The sequence below is a fragment of the Bacillus sp. SIMBA_005 genome, from assembly GCF_046535585.1.
Lineage (GTDB): Bacteria > Bacillota > Bacilli > Bacillales > Bacillaceae > Bacillus > Bacillus pumilus.
In genome coordinates, this window is the sequence record NZ_JAWRWI010000002.1 from 370,775 (window position 1) to 388,999 (window position 18,225).

Here is an 18,225-nt window from a genome sequence, read left to right on the forward strand (position 1 = left end):
TTTTTATTTATGAAGGATATTCACTTGTGTGAATGTCTGTATTCGGCTTTCTAATAAGAGACATTAATCCAATGATAAACAATAGAACCATTGGAGCGAATGCAAGACCGATTGTTCCAATTAAAAGAGTCACAGCAGACACCAAGAAAAGAACACCTGAAATCACGGCACGGCGGTCTGTTTTCAAAAGAATCACAGCGACAATCGACAGCACTGCTGCAATTCCAGAAACGACCATAAACTGCGTACCAAATGCATTGACTGAAGCTTGAAGCGTTTCTATCGGTAATGTTTCGCCTTCCTCTTGTAACACTTCATTAATTTCATTATAAAATGATGGACCTACCGAGAGGATTAAGGCTCCAAATCCAACACCAATGGCATTGAGGACAATACTAATAATCCCCATAATTTTTTCACCTTTACGACTAATCATGTGTAAACCTCCTAAAAATTTTTAAAATTTAACTGCCTGTTTTCACTTCTCGTTTTTGGAAGACAATTAAGGCAATGGCTAAGAAAATAGCCCAATAGATGACTAGGACGATTAGTGAGAATCCTAGAGACATACCTTCGATAACAGTAACCTGTTCCATAAAGTATTGGGATGGATCGTTTGCAAATAACAAATATTTTGACCAATCAAAGAAGAGCATTAAAATACCTGTAACTGATCCACCCACAATATAAGCTAACACACTAATGGCAATGGAGATGGCTTCACTTCTAAATACTGTAGAAATGGCAAACGAAAGGGTTCCCAAAACGACAAACATTGCACAATGAGCAAGATAATAATAGATCATATTTGCAAACTGCGAACGTTCAATCACTTCACCATTGTGATACACCAAATTCACATAATCAGTGCTAAGTCCAAAGAAAATAGCACCCAATATGAAGGACAAAATAAATAGAACCACAACAAGTAATAGAGCATACAGCTGTACTGTAATATATTTAGATATTAGGATCTTTAGCCTTGATGGTGGACGAATCAATAATAATTTTATTGTACCATGCTTGTATTCAGCCGACACAATAGTGGAAGCAATAATGATCACAAACACACCTACTAGCTGAAGTAAATTGGCGTTTGTTTTCACATAATCCCATACACTGTGGCTAAACTGATCAGCTGGCGGCAAGTTATGCTTGATTCGATAATCATTAATAGCGATCTCTTTTTCAAGGTTTCTTTTAAAAAAACCAGCCTCTGTCTCTTTGAGCTCTTTCTTGTTTTCCTTATTCATCATTTCTAGCTGGGTTTTCCAATCACCTGAAGCTTGATCTTTGTCATTTGTTTTCACTACAAAGATCAGTGTAGCAATCATCCCTAAAACAAGAAGTCCAACCATAATCCAAGTTCCAATACGATAACTGATCTTCATCCACTCGTTTTGAATGAGGCGAATCATACGTCTGCCTCCTTTTTACCTGTTAAGCTTAAGAACTTATCTTCTAAGGTTTGTTTTTCTATTTTGATTTCGTACAAATGAATGGACGCGCCGCTTAAATGACGAATCAATTCCGGCATTTTCTCTTCTGACAAGGAGAAGAATAAATACTGCTCCTCTTCTCGTACAGTCGTGCCCTCCTCAAATATACCAATGAGCTTCTGTGTTTCTTCCAGCTCACCAGATGCGACCTTCATTCGATAATTGACCAATTCGTCTTGATTCGTCTCTGCACGCTGATCCTCAATCGCAATCAGCTTTCCTTTTTGGATAATCGCAAAACGATCACACATCAATTCCATTTCTGACATGAGGTGACTTGAAACAATGACAGCAAGCCCTTCTTCCTTTGCCAGCCTTCTCAAGTAATCTCGTATCATACGAATTCCCTCTGGATCTAGTCCATTGGTCGGCTCATCTAATATCAACAGTTTCGGTCTATGTATAAGTGCTTGCGCAATGCCTAAACGCTGCTTCATTCCTAATGAAAATGTTCGGACACGCTTATGTTTCACGTGCTGTAAGCTGACTAGTTCTAGCAACTCATCAATTCGCCCTTCATCCACTTTCCCATTCATTCTGGCAAAGTGAACAAGATTTTGTCTGGCTGTTAAATGATTATACATTTCTGGGTTTTCAATAATGGCACCAACATCTTGGATGGCATGCTGATATGAAGATTGAATACTATGACCATTAATCAGAATGTCACCAGATGTAATTGGAGAAAGACCGACCATCATACGAATGGTTGTCGTTTTCCCTGCGCCGTTTGGTCCTAAGAAGCCAAAAACTTCGCCCGCTTGGACAGAAAAGCTCAAGTCTTGAACGATCTTTTTCCCGTGAATATGCCTAGATACATTATGCAGTTCTAAAACGTTCGTCACGTTACCTCTCCTTCTTTGTCTAAGTATCATCTATCATCTATTTCCAAATAAACACCATGATCCGTTAAAAATAGAAGAACACTTCCATATGGTACAGCAATGCCCAAAAGTTGTGAAGGGGATGAGCCAAAATTTAGTGAATCATCTGTCTTTTTTAAGGTAGGGTTAAGAAAACAACCATTTTTTATGTGAAAAGAGGCTTGATTTTTTAAAAATGAATTATTTTCAACAGGTACATATGTATGGAATTTTGTTTAAGTTTATTCCTTTCACCTATAAATAAAGAAAAAGAGGCTTCTGACTGACAGCCTCTTTTCTCTCATTATACCTTTTTCACAAACTCTGATTTTAACTTCATTGCACCGAAGCTAGGAATTTTACAATCAATGTTATGATCGCCTTCCACTAAACGAATGCCTTTGACCTTCGTCCCTATTTTTAAGACAGAAGAAGAACCTTTTACTTTTAAATCTTTAATGACAGAGACCGTATCCCCATCACTCAATAGATTTCCATTCGCATCTTTGACCACTAGCTGCTCATCTGCCGCTTGTTCTTGTTCAAGTGACCATTCATGCGCACATTCAGGACAAACCAGCAGACTGCCATCCTCATAAGTATACGTTGAACTGCATGAAGGACAATTTGGTAGATTAGACATTTGTGTTTCCTCCAACTTTCTATTTCATTTCATACAATTTTACCACATTTCTATAGAAAGAATGTGATAGAAAAGGAAACATTATTCATCGTTTACTTATTTTTTCCAATTGATATAACAGCCGCAATATTTCGAGCGGTTCTCTCTACATGAATAGCCCCATCTCTCATCGCCTCAGAAAGAGAAGTGACACCTGGAACGATACTAAAAAGGGCATCAATGCCATGCTCATGTACGACTGCACTATCCCTTGAGAGAGAGCCCGCGATGCCGATCACAGGCAGGTGATACTGCTTTGCTGCTTTAGCTACACCAATTGGGGTTTTTCCATAAATGGTTTGCTGGTCAATTCGGCCTTCACCAGTAACAACTAGGTCTGCCTCCTTGATGACATCATCAAACTGAACTGCCTTCAGCACAATATCAATGCCTCGCTGCAAATCAGCGTGTAAAAAGCCTAATAAACTCGCACCAAGTCCTCCTGCCGCTCCTGCCCCTTCTGCATCTTCAAAAGATACATTAAACTGCTTTTCTGCTATTTGAGCAAAATGAGCTAAATTCTTGTCTAGCACTTGAACCATATGTTCATCTGCACCTTTTTGAGGGCCGAACACAGCAGACGCTCCTCTCTCACCCGTTAAAGGATTATCCACATCACAGGCTGCCTCCAGCCGAACGGATTGCAGTCTAGGGTCAAGTCCAGTTAGATCAATTGAAGCTAATTGATGAAGGGTCCCACCGCCTGGCGACAGCTCCTGTCCTGCTTGATCAAGAAAAGCCGCACCTAATCCTTGCATCATCCCAACGCCGCCATCATTTGTTGCACTTCCGCCAAGCCCAATGATGACATGTTTTGCTCCTTGATCTAGCGCCGCAAGCATTAATTCCCCAGTTCCTCTCGATGTCGTGAGTAACGGATTGCGTTTTTCTTGCGGAACAAGGTGTAACCCAGAGGCTGCGGCCATCTCTATAACGGCCGTCTCACCGTCTCCTAACATGCCAAAAAAGGCATCGACGGGGTCACCAAGCGGGCCTGTGACCACATGATTGATTATGTACCCACCCGTCGCATCAACTAGCGATTGAACAGTTCCCTCTCCTCCATCTGCCATGGGAAGTTTGATATATTCAGCGTCTGGCAAAATCGCATGAAATCCCCGTTCGATGGCACATGCTGTCTCATATGCAGATAAACTTTCTTTAAATGAATCTGGTGCAATCACAATTTTCATCCTAAAGCCCCTCGTTTCTTATCAAATGTCATCAGCCAAACAACTGGAAAACGCCAAATATAATGGTCGATACGACGGTTAATGTCAAACCAATTAACGATTCAAAAGGCATGAGCTTCAACCGCTCTTTGATATCCATTTGAACACTTCCTGCTGTTGCATGGAAAAAGCTCCCATGCGGCATATGATCAAGCACAGTTGAACCAGCATGAATCATCGCTGCCCCTGAAAGAGCCGATACGCCGAGGCCAAGTAACGTACCGCTAAATACGCCACTCGCTACTGCTGTTCCTGCTGTTGTCGAAGCAGTGGCGGCAGACATAAAGATCCCTGAAGCTGGTGCAAGTAAATACGGAGGTAATCCCGATGCATCAAGTGCTTGTATAAACACATCTTTTAAGGAAGAATTTGATACAATTCCTGCTAGTGTGCCTGTCCCTAATAACATAATCGCTACACCCGACATTTTGTTCAGCCCGGACATCGCATAATCATTAATAAATTTCCCTTTTTTCATGAAAAGAGCGCCTACAATGCCTCCGATCGGTAAGGCGATCATTGGGTCTATATTAATTTGAAAAAGCGGTCTTAAAGCCAACAATAAAATGGTGACAAGTGGACCGACCACCGCTGGTAAAAAGGCAGGTACTTGAAACTGGCTTTGATTAACTTCTTCTTCAAGTACAGGCGCTCCTTTCTTAGCAAGCTTTTTGGCTAACACGTATGTGACAGCTAAGCCAAATATAGCCGGAATGACACCTGCTGCCATCATTGAAGTAAGCGGTACACCAAACGCATCAGAAGCGGCAATGGCATTCGGATTCGGTGACATGATATTCCCCGCTTTCCCTCCTCCAATCATAGCAAGTAGAATTCCCGTTTTTGACAGCTTTGCCCGTTTGGCAATGGCAAGTGCAATAGGTGCCACCGTGATAACGGCTACATCTACAAAAACGCCCACTGTCGTTAAAATCATGGTTGCAAGTGCCAGTGCTAAAAGCGCTCTCGCCTCTCCAAGCTTTTTCACGATCGCCTCAGCGATAGATAAAGCTGCACCCGATTCAATTAAAACGCCAGCCAGCACCCCTGCCGCCATAATTCTAAGGACAGCCGGAATCATGCCTTTAGCACCTTCCATCATGACATTGACGGTCTGAGCAATATCTACGCCGCCAATTAAACCGCCTATAAATGCACCTGCCAGCATGCCATACGCAGGTGATACTTTTTTTAGAATAAGAACAATCGCAATAACCAGTGCCATAATGGCTCCCAGTGTACTTACAGTCACATCACCATTCATCCTCGATCCCCCCAAAATTGTCTTTCTTTTATTGTAAGCGTTTACTAATCGGAATCGGGTTGTGAATCTAGATGAACTTTTTTCATTTATCACTTCAGCTCATTGTGCATATGCACAATCAAGATAATTGATACATCAACTGCGCCATATAAAGCTCCATCAACTGTTTTACATGACGAGGATCTTTTCCGGTCAAAGCTTGTATCTTATCTAAACGATATCTCAATGTATTCCTGTGAATATATAACCGATCAACAATTCTTTGTAAATCACCACCCTCTTCAATGTAACTTCTTAATGTGTGGGCAAGTTCCGCTTCTTGTGTTAATGGCTTGTAAAAGTCAGCCCAACTACCGTTTTCTTCAACAGCTCCTGCAGTGATGAATAGCCTTTCCAGCTGATAAGATTCAAAAAAATAAATACTTCCCTCCGGATCAAGAGCCTTCCCTAACCGCAATGAATCTCTAGCGTGTTCAAAGGACAATGACAGCCGGCTTATGTCGTCTGCGACAGTTCCTATCGCCACCAGCACCTGGCCTCCTACTGCATTTTCCATTGTTCTTTGCAGCTGCCCAACCACATGCTTTAAATGATGATCAGAAATCGGCTGCCTTAAAAGAACCAATTCATGACGAAAAGTCATGCCAAGCAAATCATCCGCATTCTTATCGTATTGAATTGCATGCATCATTTTATGCACAGCGTCTTCTGAGGATGGAACTGGCTGAAAAATGATGGCCATTCGGCGCTTATCTAAATCCATTCCCAGCCATGCAGCTCGGTTCTTTAGCTGATGATCACCAACGTCCGAATCAGAAATTAACTGATTGACAATTTCACTCTCTATCCGCTGCCGCCACTGCACTCGTTCAAGCAGAAAAGACTGCTCTAACACTAGCTCAGCTGCCATTTTCACCAGCTCGGCATGATGCCGAATGTCCTCTGGCTCACCAGTAATGCCAATCACACCAACCACTTGTTCACGAAAGCAAATGGGCAAATTGATTCCTGGTCTTACTCCTTCTAAGTGCAAGGACGCATCGTGGTCAATTTCCATACTGTTCCCGTTTGTGAGCACAAGTCGTGCACCATCATGTTTCTGACCAATCCTTTTTCGTTCACCAGAACCAATGATGACACCATCCGCATTCATTACATTGATATTTTTATCTAAAATACGCATCGTACGTTCAACCATTTCTTGTGCCAATTCAGTGGTTAAAAATTGCATGAGGCATCTCTCCTGAAGGTGTTTTCATTCAATGTAACATAGTGTCATTGCACAATAAATGCAAAGTGTTTAAAAATGAGCCATTGACAAAGGTACATTGAAAAGTGTTTAATCAAATCAAAGGACCGACCGACAGTCTAGTCAAAAGAAAGGATGGCTTTATGAGAACCGTTAAACATCCTGAGGAACGTAAAAATGACATCTTAAACGCATCAGAAGAGCTCTTTTCTACCAAAGGCTATCAGCAAACAACGATTATCGACATTCTGAAAGCTGTTGGCATTGCAAAAGGCACTTTTTATTATTACTTTTCATCCAAAGAAGAAGTGATGGATGCCATTATTGACAGGATCATCAAAGCAGATATCATCGTGGCAAAGCGTATTGCGGCAGAGCCAGCCCTTCCAGTCGTCGACAAACTATTTCGCATCATCATGGCGCAATCGCCAAAGCAAGGAAGCAATAAACAGGGCATGATTGAACAATTTCACCAGCCTTCTAATGCAGAGATGCACCAAAAAAGCTTAATCAAAGCGATTAAAGAACTATCACCCGTTTTAGCTGATGTCATTCAGCAAGGGGTGGAAGAAGGAACATTTAAAACAAATTACCCTCAAGAAACGGTGGAATTCCTTCTTGCTTCTGCACAGGTCATATTTGATGAGGGCCTTTTTCAATGGACAGCCGAAGAGAGTATGCAGCGAGCGCTAGCTTTTATTGATATCCTCGAATCCTCATTACATGCAGAAAAGGGGAGCTTCTCCTTTCTTCTGAAACGTTTAACTGGAGAGCTTGATGAACACAATCAGTGATTGGTCACTTCAATACCAATCCTGCATACATTATAGACTGACGGTCGGTCTAAAAGGAGAGTGATACCCTTGTCTTTATTATCTAAAAGAGGTTCATCCGACTTTATTTACCTCGTGCTCGGACAGATTATTTCCGTTTTTGGGTCTTCCTTAATTCGGTTTGTTCTATCTTTACACGTGCTGGATATGACTCAGCGCGTTGACTTATATGCCTTACTATTCGCTTTATCCAATGTCCCGCTCCTTCTTTCCCCCTTAGCAGGCGCAATCGCTGACCGGTATAACAGAAGGAACTTGATGATTTTATTTGATGTTCTCACCGGCATCATGATTCTGGCTTTTTATTTTTGGTTATTCTCAGGCAATGATTCACTCTTTATGATCGGAGCGGTCATGGTGCTTCTTGGTGTGATGAGCACGTTCTATGCTCCCGCTGTGATGTCCAGCATTCCACAGTTAGTAAAACAGGAACACTTAGAACAAGCAAACGGGATCGTTAATGGCGTGCAGGCACTTTCAGGTGTTCTCGCTCCTATTATCGGCGGAGTTCTGTACGGACTGATTGGAAGTCAATCCATCATAGGTGCCAGTGCCATCGTGTTTTTTCTATCAGCATGCATGCTTTTACGGTTAAACATCTCCTTCTCCCCTAGCCCCTTAACGGAAAATATGGGCAAAGTGCTCGTAAAAGATATGAAACAAGGATTTACCTATATTGGCAGTCAGACATTTTTAAAAAGAGCCATGTTGCTTGCTGCAATGTTAAATTTCATCCTCACGCCATTTTTTATCGTAGGTGGTCCAATTATTTTAAGGGTCACAATGAAAAGCAGTGACATCATGTATGGTGTAGGCATGGGCTTAATTGAGTTCGCTGTCATCGCAGGAGCTCTGCTAGTTGGACTTGTAGCAAAGCATTGGCGCATCCCTACTTTATATCGCTGGCTGATCGTCATCGCGATCATCTTGCTACCTGTCGCATTCTCAACATCCAACACAGCTCTTCAATTTGGCACTTATCCAGCTTATTTTCTCTTTCTAGCAGGATGTCTTCCAATTGCTATGCTGCTTACAATGATCTCAATCGTTGTGATTTCACATGTTCAAAAGAAAACGCCAAATAATCAATTAGGAAAAGTGATGGCCAATCTGACAATGGTTTCTCAATGTGCTGCCCCGCTTGGTCAAATGATGTATGGGTTCTTGTTCAATACGTTTTCAGCAAACATGTATGTGACAGTACTAATAGTCAGTACTTTCATGTTTGCCCTTGCCTATTTAACAAAAAATATGCTGCAACATGAAGGAGAATCAGCCTCATGAGACTGACGTTTATCAAGAAAGACTTAACCCGCCATCGTCTCATTTCCATCGGTTTAATCATTTGCATTATGATGACATCATTTCTAGCAACAAGTGCCGCTCAAATGATAGTACAGCTGAATGGTTCCATTTCTAATCTGCTCCATTCAGCTAAGGCACCAGACTTTGTCCAAATGCATGACGGCAGACTAAAGGAAAAAGATATTGAGGCATTCTCAAGAAAGCAGTCCATGGTAAAAGCACATCAAATCGTCCCAATGATTCCAATTGAACATGCAAATATCAAGTTCGGAAACGAACCCGCCAAAGCAGGTGTGATGGATCATTTATTTGTAAAACAAAATCGTTATTTTGATTTTCTTTTAAATGAACAAAATGAAAAGCTCACTGTCAGTAAAGGTGAAGTGGCTGTGCCTATCTACTTTCAGCAAAGGTATCATCTGAAAATAGGAGAAACGTTACTGATTGGGAAAGGGGCTCATCAATTCTCTTTCCGCATTAAAGCATTCTTGCGAGATGCACAAATGAACCCCAGTCTTGTTAGTTCGAAAAGATTCCTTCTTCATCACAAAGATTGGGACGCAATGAATCAAGTGTTTCATAAAAAGGAATATTTAATTGAATTTTTACTGCATGATGCCGCTCAGGCAGATGCCTTTCAAGCAATCTACCAGTCATCACAGCTTCCACAACAAGGGCCAGCTGTCACATTACCTTTGCTGCGTATGCTGAACGCATTGACAGATGGAATGGTGATCGCCATTCTCCTACTTGTTTGCATGCTGCTCATCGGTATAGCTCTTCTCTCTCTTCATCTTGCTATGACTGCTTCTATAGAAGAGGACGAACGTGAAATTGGAATATTGAAGGTGCTTGGGATTCCTTTAACAAGAATCAAGCAATTATACGTTGGAAAATATGCCTTCCTTGCTAGTATAGGGTGTACAGCAGGATATGGGTTAACTCTTATATTTGGTGATATGTTTACAGCCAATATTCAGCGATACATGGGGAGTCAGCCTTCTTTTACTTCTTGGTTCATCCCGCTTTGTGTTTCTATTGTGATGGCAGTGATCATCATTTCTTGCAGCTATACTGTCCTAAGAAAGTTTGGCCGAGTATCAGCCGCTCAAGCACTTCAAGGCAGCGTCATTTCAACGAATGATAAAAAACAAATACCCTTGCATCTCAAGAAAAACAGGTTCATCTCAGTCAATATTTGGCTTGGTTTAAAAGATCTGTTATCACGAAAGAAGTTGTACACAACAATTACTTGTATTATCGCCCTTTGTACATTTTTGATGCTGCTGCCTATTCAACTATGGTACACCTTACAATCACCGGATTTCATCACATATCTTGGCTCTGGTCAAAGTGACCTTCGAATTGATATACGACAAGGAAATCATCTAGAAGAAAATACTAATAACATAGAATCAATGATCCGTGAAGATCGAGATATTCATGCATCAGCCATATATGAAACAACCTCTCTTCAGGCAAAATCAAAGGAGAATTCATTAGAAACACTCTATTTAGAAACAGGGAATCTCTCAGCATTTCCTCTCACCTATTTACAAGGGCGACAGCCTTTAAAGAAGAAAGAAATTGCCTTATCAGTTCTCAGTTCAGATTCACTCCAAAAAAAGATAGGAGAAAAAATTATTCTCGTAACAAATGGACAGGAAATTCAAAAAACTGTGACTGGCATTTATCAGGATGTCACCAACGGCGGGAAAACAGCAAAAGCAATAACACAGCCCTTTCCTCAATCAGTCCTTTGGAAAACCATTCAAATTCAACTAAACCAAGGAATAGAAATTGCGGAGAAAAAGACAGTATTTGAAAAAGAGATATCTCCTGCAAAAGTGACAGATATGAAAGAATACGTTCATCAAACAATCGGCAGCACAGCATCTTTAGTAAAAGTCGTTGCATTTTTGTCTATATTAGCTGCTTTTGGAACTGCCAGTTTGATGTTATTCATGTTTCTGCATATGTTAAAAGCAAAAGATTCAAGTCGAAACCATTTATTACGAACGATTGGATTTTCTAAAAAAGATGTAACAGTACAATATATGACAAGTTTTATCGTCGTTATCTCTTTGGGCACCTTTATTGGCACGATCGCTGTCCACACAATTGGACCAGCTTTAATGAGTGTAGGTGGAGCATCCTTAGGGGCATCAAGCCTTCAGTGGCTGGCACCACAATGGGTGTCAGTTGTGTACCCAATCACACTGTTGATTGTCAGCTTAGCTTTAACCGCTTCGTTATTGAAGACGTTTTTTACTAGTCAAACTACTCGTCATACACTTTCATAAGGAGATGTTTCACATGGAACACTTGATTGAAACAAAACGATTGTCTTTGCAAATTAATTCTTTAATCATTCTTAAAGATATCCATTTATCGATACATCCTGGGGAATTTGTGACGATTATGGGCCCTTCCGGATGCGGGAAAACCTCCTTGCTTTATCAGCTTAGCGGGATAGAAACAGCCTCAACAGGAGAGATCAAATATAAGGGCCATTTATTATCAGAAATGACAGATAAACAGTTAACTGCTCTGCGTTTAACAGATATGGGATTTGTCTTTCAACACAGCCACTTACTAAAAAACCTTAATCTGTTTGATAACATCATTGCTGCAGCTTACTTAACAAAGAAGAAGCCAAGAAAAGAAGTGAATGAACGAGCTAAATATTTAATGGAGAAACTTGATATTGATCATTTAGCAGATAGATATTTGTCAGAAGTATCAGGAGGTCAGCTTCAAAGAGCCTCTATCTGTCGAGCGCTTATGAATGAACCAGACATTCTTTTTGCTGATGAACCAACAGGTGCTCTTAACTCTCATGCAACGAAGGATGTGATGAATATATTTTCGAAAATCCATTCTGAAGGAGCAACACTATTGCTTGTCACACATGACCCAAAGGTTGCTCTTCGTTCTGAAAGAATCATGTTTATGAATGACGGAGAAATAACAGCCAGCTTACATTTAGGGAAATTTGATGAGGCAAGTGCCGAGAAACGGGAGACCAGATTAAATCAATGGCTTCAAGATTTAGGTTTTTAAGTTGGAATAAAACAGGCAGCTTTCTGCCTGTTTTACTTTTCCTGACACTCAAATGAATAATCCATAGACAAACTATTAGTTTCTAATATGATTTTGCCGCCTACTTGTTGGCAAGATTCTGTCAGCAATTCTATTTCTTTGCTATAAAAATATCTCTTTGACATATAAAGAGTCAATAAAACAAGTAACAGTGTCGCCATAATCACTGTGATTTGCCAGTTTAAGATTTTAAATCTTTTTTTCATATCAACATCCTTCCCAACAGACTAGTGTTAGTGCTTGCTATTTATTTTGTCTGCTTCTATCAGTTTCTATTCCAAATTTGATCTAGCATCATCATAACTGATTTCCTTTAATGGATCTACCTTCCAACTTACCCACAGATCACCCAAAATCTCTTTATTTGTAATATACCAGTGATATTTTCGATCATAATCATAAAACCCATTGTATATATTCCTTTTTCAGACGATTAAAAAAAGATTTTAATCATTTGTAAAAACATTCAATCATCATTACAATTTCGTACATCACATGACCATAGGTCCTTTTTATTACCTCTTGGCAATCACCTCACAGAAATGATTATATTTTTCCAAAAATTGTGATATCGTTTTTTATGAAACAGGTGAAAGGATCTTAAAGAGGTGAAATTTCATGGCTATCATTTCTGCTGAACAGGTGGGGAACCGTTTAAATGATTGGCGAATTGCGATTCGCAAACATGATGTACAAAGTGCTAACGCAATGTACACAGAATTAAAGCAATTACTTCAAGAAATGGAAGAGAATCAGGAGGTATTGACTTATTATTCATTGCTAGAAGGCAAGTATAAACTCATGATATATGAACGAAGAGGTAAAAAGCTGAATGAACAGACAGAGCTAGATTGCCCCTCTAAAACAAACGACTTAATTGAATACTATTTTTACCTATACAAAGCCCTTTACGCTTCATATAACAGAGACTATGCATCAGCCATTGGACTGTTTAAAATTGCCGAGAAAAAACTGCAAAACATTCCGGATGAAATAGAAGTAGCTGAATTCCATACGAAAATCGCCAACTTATATATGCTACTTCGTCAGAGCCTAATTTCTCTTCACTATATTCAGAATGCTATAGATATTTTCAAAAGTCATGAAGGGTATGAAAGAAGACTAGCGACAGCCATTGTCATCGCTGCTGCTAATTATATGGATATTGGCGACTTCACAAGAGCAGAAAACTACTACAAAAAAGCATTACACATCGCTGACAGTCTAAATGATCATTTTCTAACTTCACAGCTTTTTCATAATATCAGTATTCTTTATGCCGAAGCTGGAGAATCGAAAAAATGTATCGATGCCCTAGAAAAGGCTCTAAGTGATGAAAACTACCTCTCATCGTGCTATTTCCATCACACCATGTTTATGTTAGTCAAAGAGCTGCTCTCTATTGATGAAAGAACACAAGCTCTCTATTACTTCGAATTGGTCAAACAAAAACATGAATCAGAGAAATGCCCCATCTATACAGCAAAAATGAATTTGCTTTACCATCTATACTTTACTGAGGATATGTCTCAAAAAGCTCAAGCCTGTTTCGAGGAAATCAGTATTCTAAAAGAATTAAAGGATGCTGAAGGTGTCTGTGAATTAAGTGCACTAGCTGCAAAACACTTTGAAGATTTAGGTGCCATTCATCTAGCCTATCTCTTTTTGAAGGAAGCCTATCACATGAACCATCCTATATTTGAATGGAGGAATTCTAATGAAAAAAATGAGTTTATTGATCATCGCATTAACCATCGTCGTTTTCGGACAAACAGTGTCTTTCAATTCGTTAAATGAGACGAATTCTGGCACAACAGAACGACCTATCGGAACTTAATATAAAATTGATCACAGCAAAGAACCACTTGCCCGATCACAAGGCAAGTGGTTCCACCATTATTTTAATTGCTGATAAGATATGAGGCGGTGTATATGTACCGCAAGATAAGTAAGCTCATCATTAGGAATGACGATACTATGCACCTGTTTAATATAATCTTTGATTTTAAAAGCAACATCCATCGCCTGAGGATACAAGTGTGCAATTTGTTCAAACAACTCATTTTCTTGATCCGAGAGTAATTTATTTGCATAAAACCTCTCTACAAAGAACTTCACATGTGTAATGAACCGACTGTAATGAATATTTTCTTGGTCCATTTTCATATTCAGTGTATAGCGCACAAGATTGACAATGCTTCCGATCATTTTGGCATATTTCATGCTATCTTTCGAATCGGATTCTTCACCTAATGCATTGATTAAGTGAAAGGCGATATTGGCAGCTTCTTCTTTTGGCAATTGTATGCCCAATGTATCATTGACTAACTCAAGAGCGTACTTCCCTACTTCAAATTCTTCAGTATAGTAATTTTTGATTTCCCAGTACACTCGGTTCGTAATATTAATATTCTTTTTATGTCGTTCAACAGCAAAATTCAAATGATCCATTAAGGTAAAATAAACCCCTGAATTTAGATTTGAATTTAACCTTTTTTCTGCATATTGGACGATGCGCTGAGTTAAATCGATAAACTCTTGAGGCATTGAATCTAACAATTGAAGAAATTCCTTTGCTCTCATGTTATCGACTGACATAAAGACTTGGTCCGCTTTTTTCTCTTCTATCATTTGACCCGGTTTCTGTCCGTAGCCAATCCCACGGCCAAACAAAACCATCTCCTGTTGGTTCTGATCTTCCGCCAGGACCACACTCGAGTTTAAAACTTTTTTTATTTTAAACATCGTCATCACCTGTTTTCATGATTGTGGTGTTCAATCAAGCGATTCACCATTTGTCTCAATGACTTTTTGGTACCAATAAAATGAGTCTTTTCGAGATCGTTTTAACGTTCCGTTTCCATCATCATCTTGATCTACGTGAATAAAGCCATAGCGTTTTGACATTTGTGATGTACCTGCACTAATAATATCAATTGAGCCCCAGCTCGTATATCCAAAGAGATCGACGCCCTCTTCAATCGCTTCTCTCATCTGGCGGAAATGCTCTTTAAAATAGTTAATCCGATAGTCGTCATGGATAGAGCCATCACTTTCAACTACATCCTTTGCACCCATTCCATTCTCGACAATGATAAGAGGTTTTTGATAGCGATCATACAGTTCAATTAAAGAAATTTTCAGACCAACCGGATCAATTTGCCAGCCCCAGTCAGTTGAAGGCAGGTAAGGATTTTTGACTCCACGAATCGTGTTTCCTTCTGTCTGTTCTAACCCTTCTTGAGCTGATTCAGTTAAAGACATATAGTAGCTAAATGAAATGAAATCGACTGTATTTTCTTTTAGAATGTTGAGATCATCTGCTTCCATTTGAATATGAATATTTTTTCTCTCAAGCATCCGTGTAATCAGTGGCGGATATTCGCCAAACACCTGAACATCTGCATAAAAATAGTTTTCTAAGTTTTGTTTTAAGGCTTGTTCCACATCATTCGGGTGACACGTATGCGGATACGTTGTCAATTTTGTCAGCATACACCCAACCTGGCTGCCTGGGATAATACGATGGCAATCAGCTGTGACAAGAGCAGATGCAACAAATTGATGATGAAGTGCTTGATACACCGTCTCTTCTACTTTACCTTCTGGGCAACGATCAGGAATAATTCCTGCTGTAATGAATGAGTGGCGGTGAATACTATCAATTTCATTAAAGGTGAGCCAATATTTCACATCATGTTGATAACGTTCGAAACATACATTGGCGAACTTCACAAAGAGATCGACCACTTTTCTTTCCACCCAGCCGTTATATTTCACACTAAGGGCTAAAGGCATTTCATAATGAGAGAGTGTCACAATCGGTTCTATATTGAGTTTTTTCATTTCGGCAAATACACGATCATAAAATTGCAGCCCTTTTTCATTTGGTTCAGCTTCTTCTCCAGTAGGGAAGATCCGGCTCCACGCAATAGAAATGCGAAGTGTTTTAAAGCCCATTTCAGCAAATAGAGCCAAATCCTCTTTATAGTGATGATAGAAATCAATCCCTCTGCGTTTAGGGTACTTTTTATCGTCTGGGTCTTTTATTGCACGATCTATATTTTCAGAAGTCACAGCAAGATGTCCTTCATAATCTTCTACACTTAAATTGGAACGATACATTGCAATATCTGCAACTGATGGTCCCTTTCCATCTATATTCCAAGCGCCTTCTGCTTGGTTGGCGGCAATGGCGCCGCCCCATAAAAATCCTTTTGGAAAACCTTTAATTGTTGTCATCTGTTTAGCCTCCTAATTGTGTGACAACCATCAATGTATCTTGACGATTGACCTCTTGTAATGGCTGTACCTTTATTTCATATTGATCTGTATTTGTGATGACAGCAAGTGTAACTGGATCATAACCTGCTGCTATGATTTTTTCTACATCAAATTCAATCAGTAAATCTCCTGCTTGAACACGTTTACCAACCTGCACTTTTGGATGAAAATACTGTCCTTCCAGTTGAACGGTATCAATGCCAATGTGGAATAATACTTCAACCCCTTGGTCCGTTTTCATACCAAGTGCATGATTTGTTTCGAACAGCATAGTCACTTCACCATCTACTGGTGCATAAAGCGCACCTTCTGAAGGGACAATGGCAATCCCGTCTCCCATGACCTTTGAAGAGAAAATATCATCTTTTACTTCAGATAGAGAGATCATTTGACCAATCACAGGACTTTTGAATGTTTCACCCGCTCCAATTTGTTCAGCAAATGCCGCTTGATCATTTGTCTTTTCTTCTACTGTTTTATCCTTACCTAATACAAAAGCAGCGATAAAAGCGACAATAAAGGAAATGATTGCTCCAATGACAGCAAACATTAGATTTCGTGGGAGCTCATCTGATATAAACATTGACATACTTGCTAATCCAGGGCCAACAAGTACAAAGGCTTGTATACCAACTAATCCAATGAAGATCCCGCCAACAAACGAACCAATCATGACACTTCCAAGAACTCGCTTATTTTGAAGTGTCACACCATACAAAGCAGGCTCTGTGATACCAAAAAATGCTGAAATCCCTGCCGAAATGGCTGTTGATCTGAGTACCTTGTCTTTTGTGCGTAATGCTACAGCGAAACACGCTCCACTTTCCGCAATATTATGTGCAAGTGATGCAGGTAAATAAAGTGCTTCTTTCCCAAGGGTTCCCATCGTTGTGACTGCATAAGGGACCATTGCTTTGTGCATACCTGATGCGACCATGAATGGGAGGACTGCTGCTAAAATCGCGACAGCTACCCAGCCTACTGTATTAAACATTGCGAGAATGATGGATGAAAAACCTTGTCCTGCTGTAAAACCAATCGGTCCTAATAGAAGTAATGTAATTGGTACAGTAATGACCAATGACATCATTGGAACAAAGAAAATCCGAATTGGTTTTGGTGAAAATCGTGTAAAGAATTTTTCCATTTGAGCGTATAGCAATACAGAAAGGGTTGCTGGGAACACTTGATACGCATAAGCTATATTTTTCACGTCGAATGACAGCAATTGCGCGCCTTCAGTAAGCATAGCCGTCATGTTCGGAAGAAGAAGCGCGCCGACTGCTGATAGTGCGACCAGTGGGTTCACCTTTAGTTTATTCGCCGTCGTTACAGCGACTAGTAAAGGCAGGAAGTAAAGCGGCGCGTCCCCTACCATGTTCAATATTTGATAGGTTTGACCCTTTGCATCCATCCAGCCTAATAGAGAGAAAAGGAGAAGAAATGATTTTAAAATCCCTCCGCCTGCGATAGCTGGAACAAGCGGCTGGAATACACCGACAATGAAATCTAACAGAACTGTGCCTATTTTTCTTTTTTCTTTTGGTTGATTAGATGGCACAACTTGCCCCGATGAGCTGCCACCCATTAGACTTGTTACCTTTTGATACACTTCAATCACGTCATTCCCAATCACCACTTGGCATTGTCCTGACATTCTCACAGCTATGACACCTGGTGTTTTTTCTAGTGCTTGTACATCTGCTTTTTTCTGATCAATTAGTGTGAAGCGAAGTCTTGTTGAACAGTGCTCAAGGTGCGCAATGTTTTCTTTACCGCCAACATGCTTTAAAACGTCTTTGGCAACTTGTGTGTAATCCATTTTTCCTCCCCCTTTTCCCATACATGAGACCTATATTTTGGCAATAAAAAAAGGACCTAAAACGACAAATTAAAGAAATTCATCGTTTTT

The 18,225-nt window shown here is 40.0% G+C and carries 16 protein-coding genes; 5 read left to right on the forward strand and 11 right to left on the reverse strand.

Annotated elements, in window-relative coordinates; genetic code table 11:
• Positions 1-7: 7 nt before the first annotated feature.
• The 7 genes from SB660_RS04530 to SB660_RS04560 form a co-directional block, all read right to left on the reverse strand.
• Positions 8-436, reverse strand: a complete 429-nt coding sequence (locus SB660_RS04530; protein ID WP_253621993.1) for a DUF4064 domain-containing protein — start codon at positions 434-436, stop codon at positions 8-10.
• Between the two features lie 28 nt (positions 437-464).
• Entirely contained in the window at positions 465-1,418 is a 954-nt protein-coding gene (locus tag SB660_RS04535) for an ABC transporter permease (RefSeq protein ID WP_144461448.1), read from the reverse strand.
• Complete coding sequence (locus SB660_RS04540; RefSeq protein WP_268497317.1) at positions 1,415-2,344, reverse strand: ABC transporter ATP-binding protein; 930 nt, start codon at positions 2,342-2,344, stop codon at positions 1,415-1,417. The genes SB660_RS04535 and SB660_RS04540 overlap by 4 nt, the downstream gene beginning before the upstream one ends.
• Before the next feature lie 322 nt (positions 2,345-2,666).
• On the reverse strand, positions 2,667-3,005 hold the full coding sequence (locus SB660_RS04545; RefSeq protein WP_058013269.1) for a zinc ribbon domain-containing protein YjdM: 339 nt from the start codon (positions 3,003-3,005) through the stop codon (positions 2,667-2,669).
• Positions 3,006-3,097: 92 nt separating this feature from the next.
• The gene (locus tag SB660_RS04550) at positions 3,098-4,237 is read right to left on the reverse strand and encodes a glycerate kinase (RefSeq protein ID WP_339164548.1); all 1,140 of its coding nucleotides are present in this window, start codon (positions 4,235-4,237) and stop codon (positions 3,098-3,100) included.
• Positions 4,238-4,268: 31 nt separating this feature from the next.
• Positions 4,269-5,540, reverse strand: a complete 1,272-nt coding sequence (locus SB660_RS04555) for a GntP family permease (RefSeq protein ID WP_268497315.1) — start codon at positions 5,538-5,540, stop codon at positions 4,269-4,271.
• Between the two features lie 118 nt (positions 5,541-5,658).
• Entirely contained in the window at positions 5,659-6,771 is a 1,113-nt protein-coding gene (locus SB660_RS04560; protein ID WP_339164551.1) for a CdaR family transcriptional regulator, read from the reverse strand.
• Between the two features lie 161 nt (positions 6,772-6,932).
• On the opposite strand from SB660_RS04560, the gene SB660_RS04565 reads away from it, so the two are divergent.
• From SB660_RS04565 to SB660_RS04580, 4 genes are all read left to right on the forward strand, one after another.
• Positions 6,933-7,583: a TetR/AcrR family transcriptional regulator gene (locus SB660_RS04565; protein ID WP_216888126.1), complete on the forward strand. Its 651-nt coding sequence runs from the start codon at positions 6,933-6,935 to the stop codon at positions 7,581-7,583.
• 69 nt (positions 7,584-7,652) lie between these two features.
• Positions 7,653-8,906: an MFS transporter gene (locus tag SB660_RS04570; protein ID WP_339164554.1), complete on the forward strand. Its 1,254-nt coding sequence runs from the start codon at positions 7,653-7,655 to the stop codon at positions 8,904-8,906.
• Entirely contained in the window at positions 8,903-11,230 is a 2,328-nt protein-coding gene (locus SB660_RS04575; protein WP_410581541.1) for an FtsX-like permease family protein, read from the forward strand. Before SB660_RS04570 ends, SB660_RS04575 begins: the two co-directional genes overlap by 4 nt.
• Positions 11,231-11,243: 13 nt before the next feature.
• Complete coding sequence (locus SB660_RS04580; RefSeq protein WP_061410084.1) at positions 11,244-11,990, forward strand: ABC transporter ATP-binding protein; 747 nt, start codon at positions 11,244-11,246, stop codon at positions 11,988-11,990.
• A gap of 32 nt (positions 11,991-12,022) precedes the next feature.
• On the opposite strand, the gene SB660_RS04585 is transcribed toward SB660_RS04580, so the two are convergent.
• The gene (locus SB660_RS04585; protein ID WP_058013261.1) at positions 12,023-12,235 is read right to left on the reverse strand and encodes a hypothetical protein; all 213 of its coding nucleotides are present in this window, start codon (positions 12,233-12,235) and stop codon (positions 12,023-12,025) included.
• 412 nt (positions 12,236-12,647) lie between these two features.
• On the opposite strand from SB660_RS04585, the gene SB660_RS04590 reads away from it, so the two are divergent.
• Complete coding sequence (locus SB660_RS04590; RefSeq protein WP_216888118.1) at positions 12,648-13,826, forward strand: Rap family tetratricopeptide repeat protein; 1,179 nt, start codon at positions 12,648-12,650, stop codon at positions 13,824-13,826.
• A gap of 99 nt (positions 13,827-13,925) precedes the next feature.
• Here SB660_RS04590 and SB660_RS04595 read toward each other — a convergent pair whose 3' ends face one another.
• The 3 genes from SB660_RS04595 to SB660_RS04605 are packed head-to-tail and all read right to left on the reverse strand — an operon-like array spanning position 13,926 to position 18,135.
• A complete protein-coding gene (locus SB660_RS04595) occupies positions 13,926-14,774 on the reverse strand; it encodes a PRD domain-containing protein (protein WP_058013259.1) in 849 nt (282 codons plus the stop codon).
• Positions 14,775-14,804: 30 nt separating this feature from the next.
• Complete coding sequence (locus SB660_RS04600; protein ID WP_410581545.1) at positions 14,805-16,271, reverse strand: glycoside hydrolase family 1 protein; 1,467 nt, start codon at positions 16,269-16,271, stop codon at positions 14,805-14,807.
• Positions 16,272-16,275: 4 nt separating this feature from the next.
• Positions 16,276-18,135, reverse strand: coding sequence for a beta-glucoside-specific PTS transporter subunit IIABC (locus tag SB660_RS04605; protein WP_410581547.1), 1,860 nt, complete (start codon positions 18,133-18,135; stop codon positions 16,276-16,278).
• Positions 18,136-18,225 lie beyond the last annotated feature (90 nt).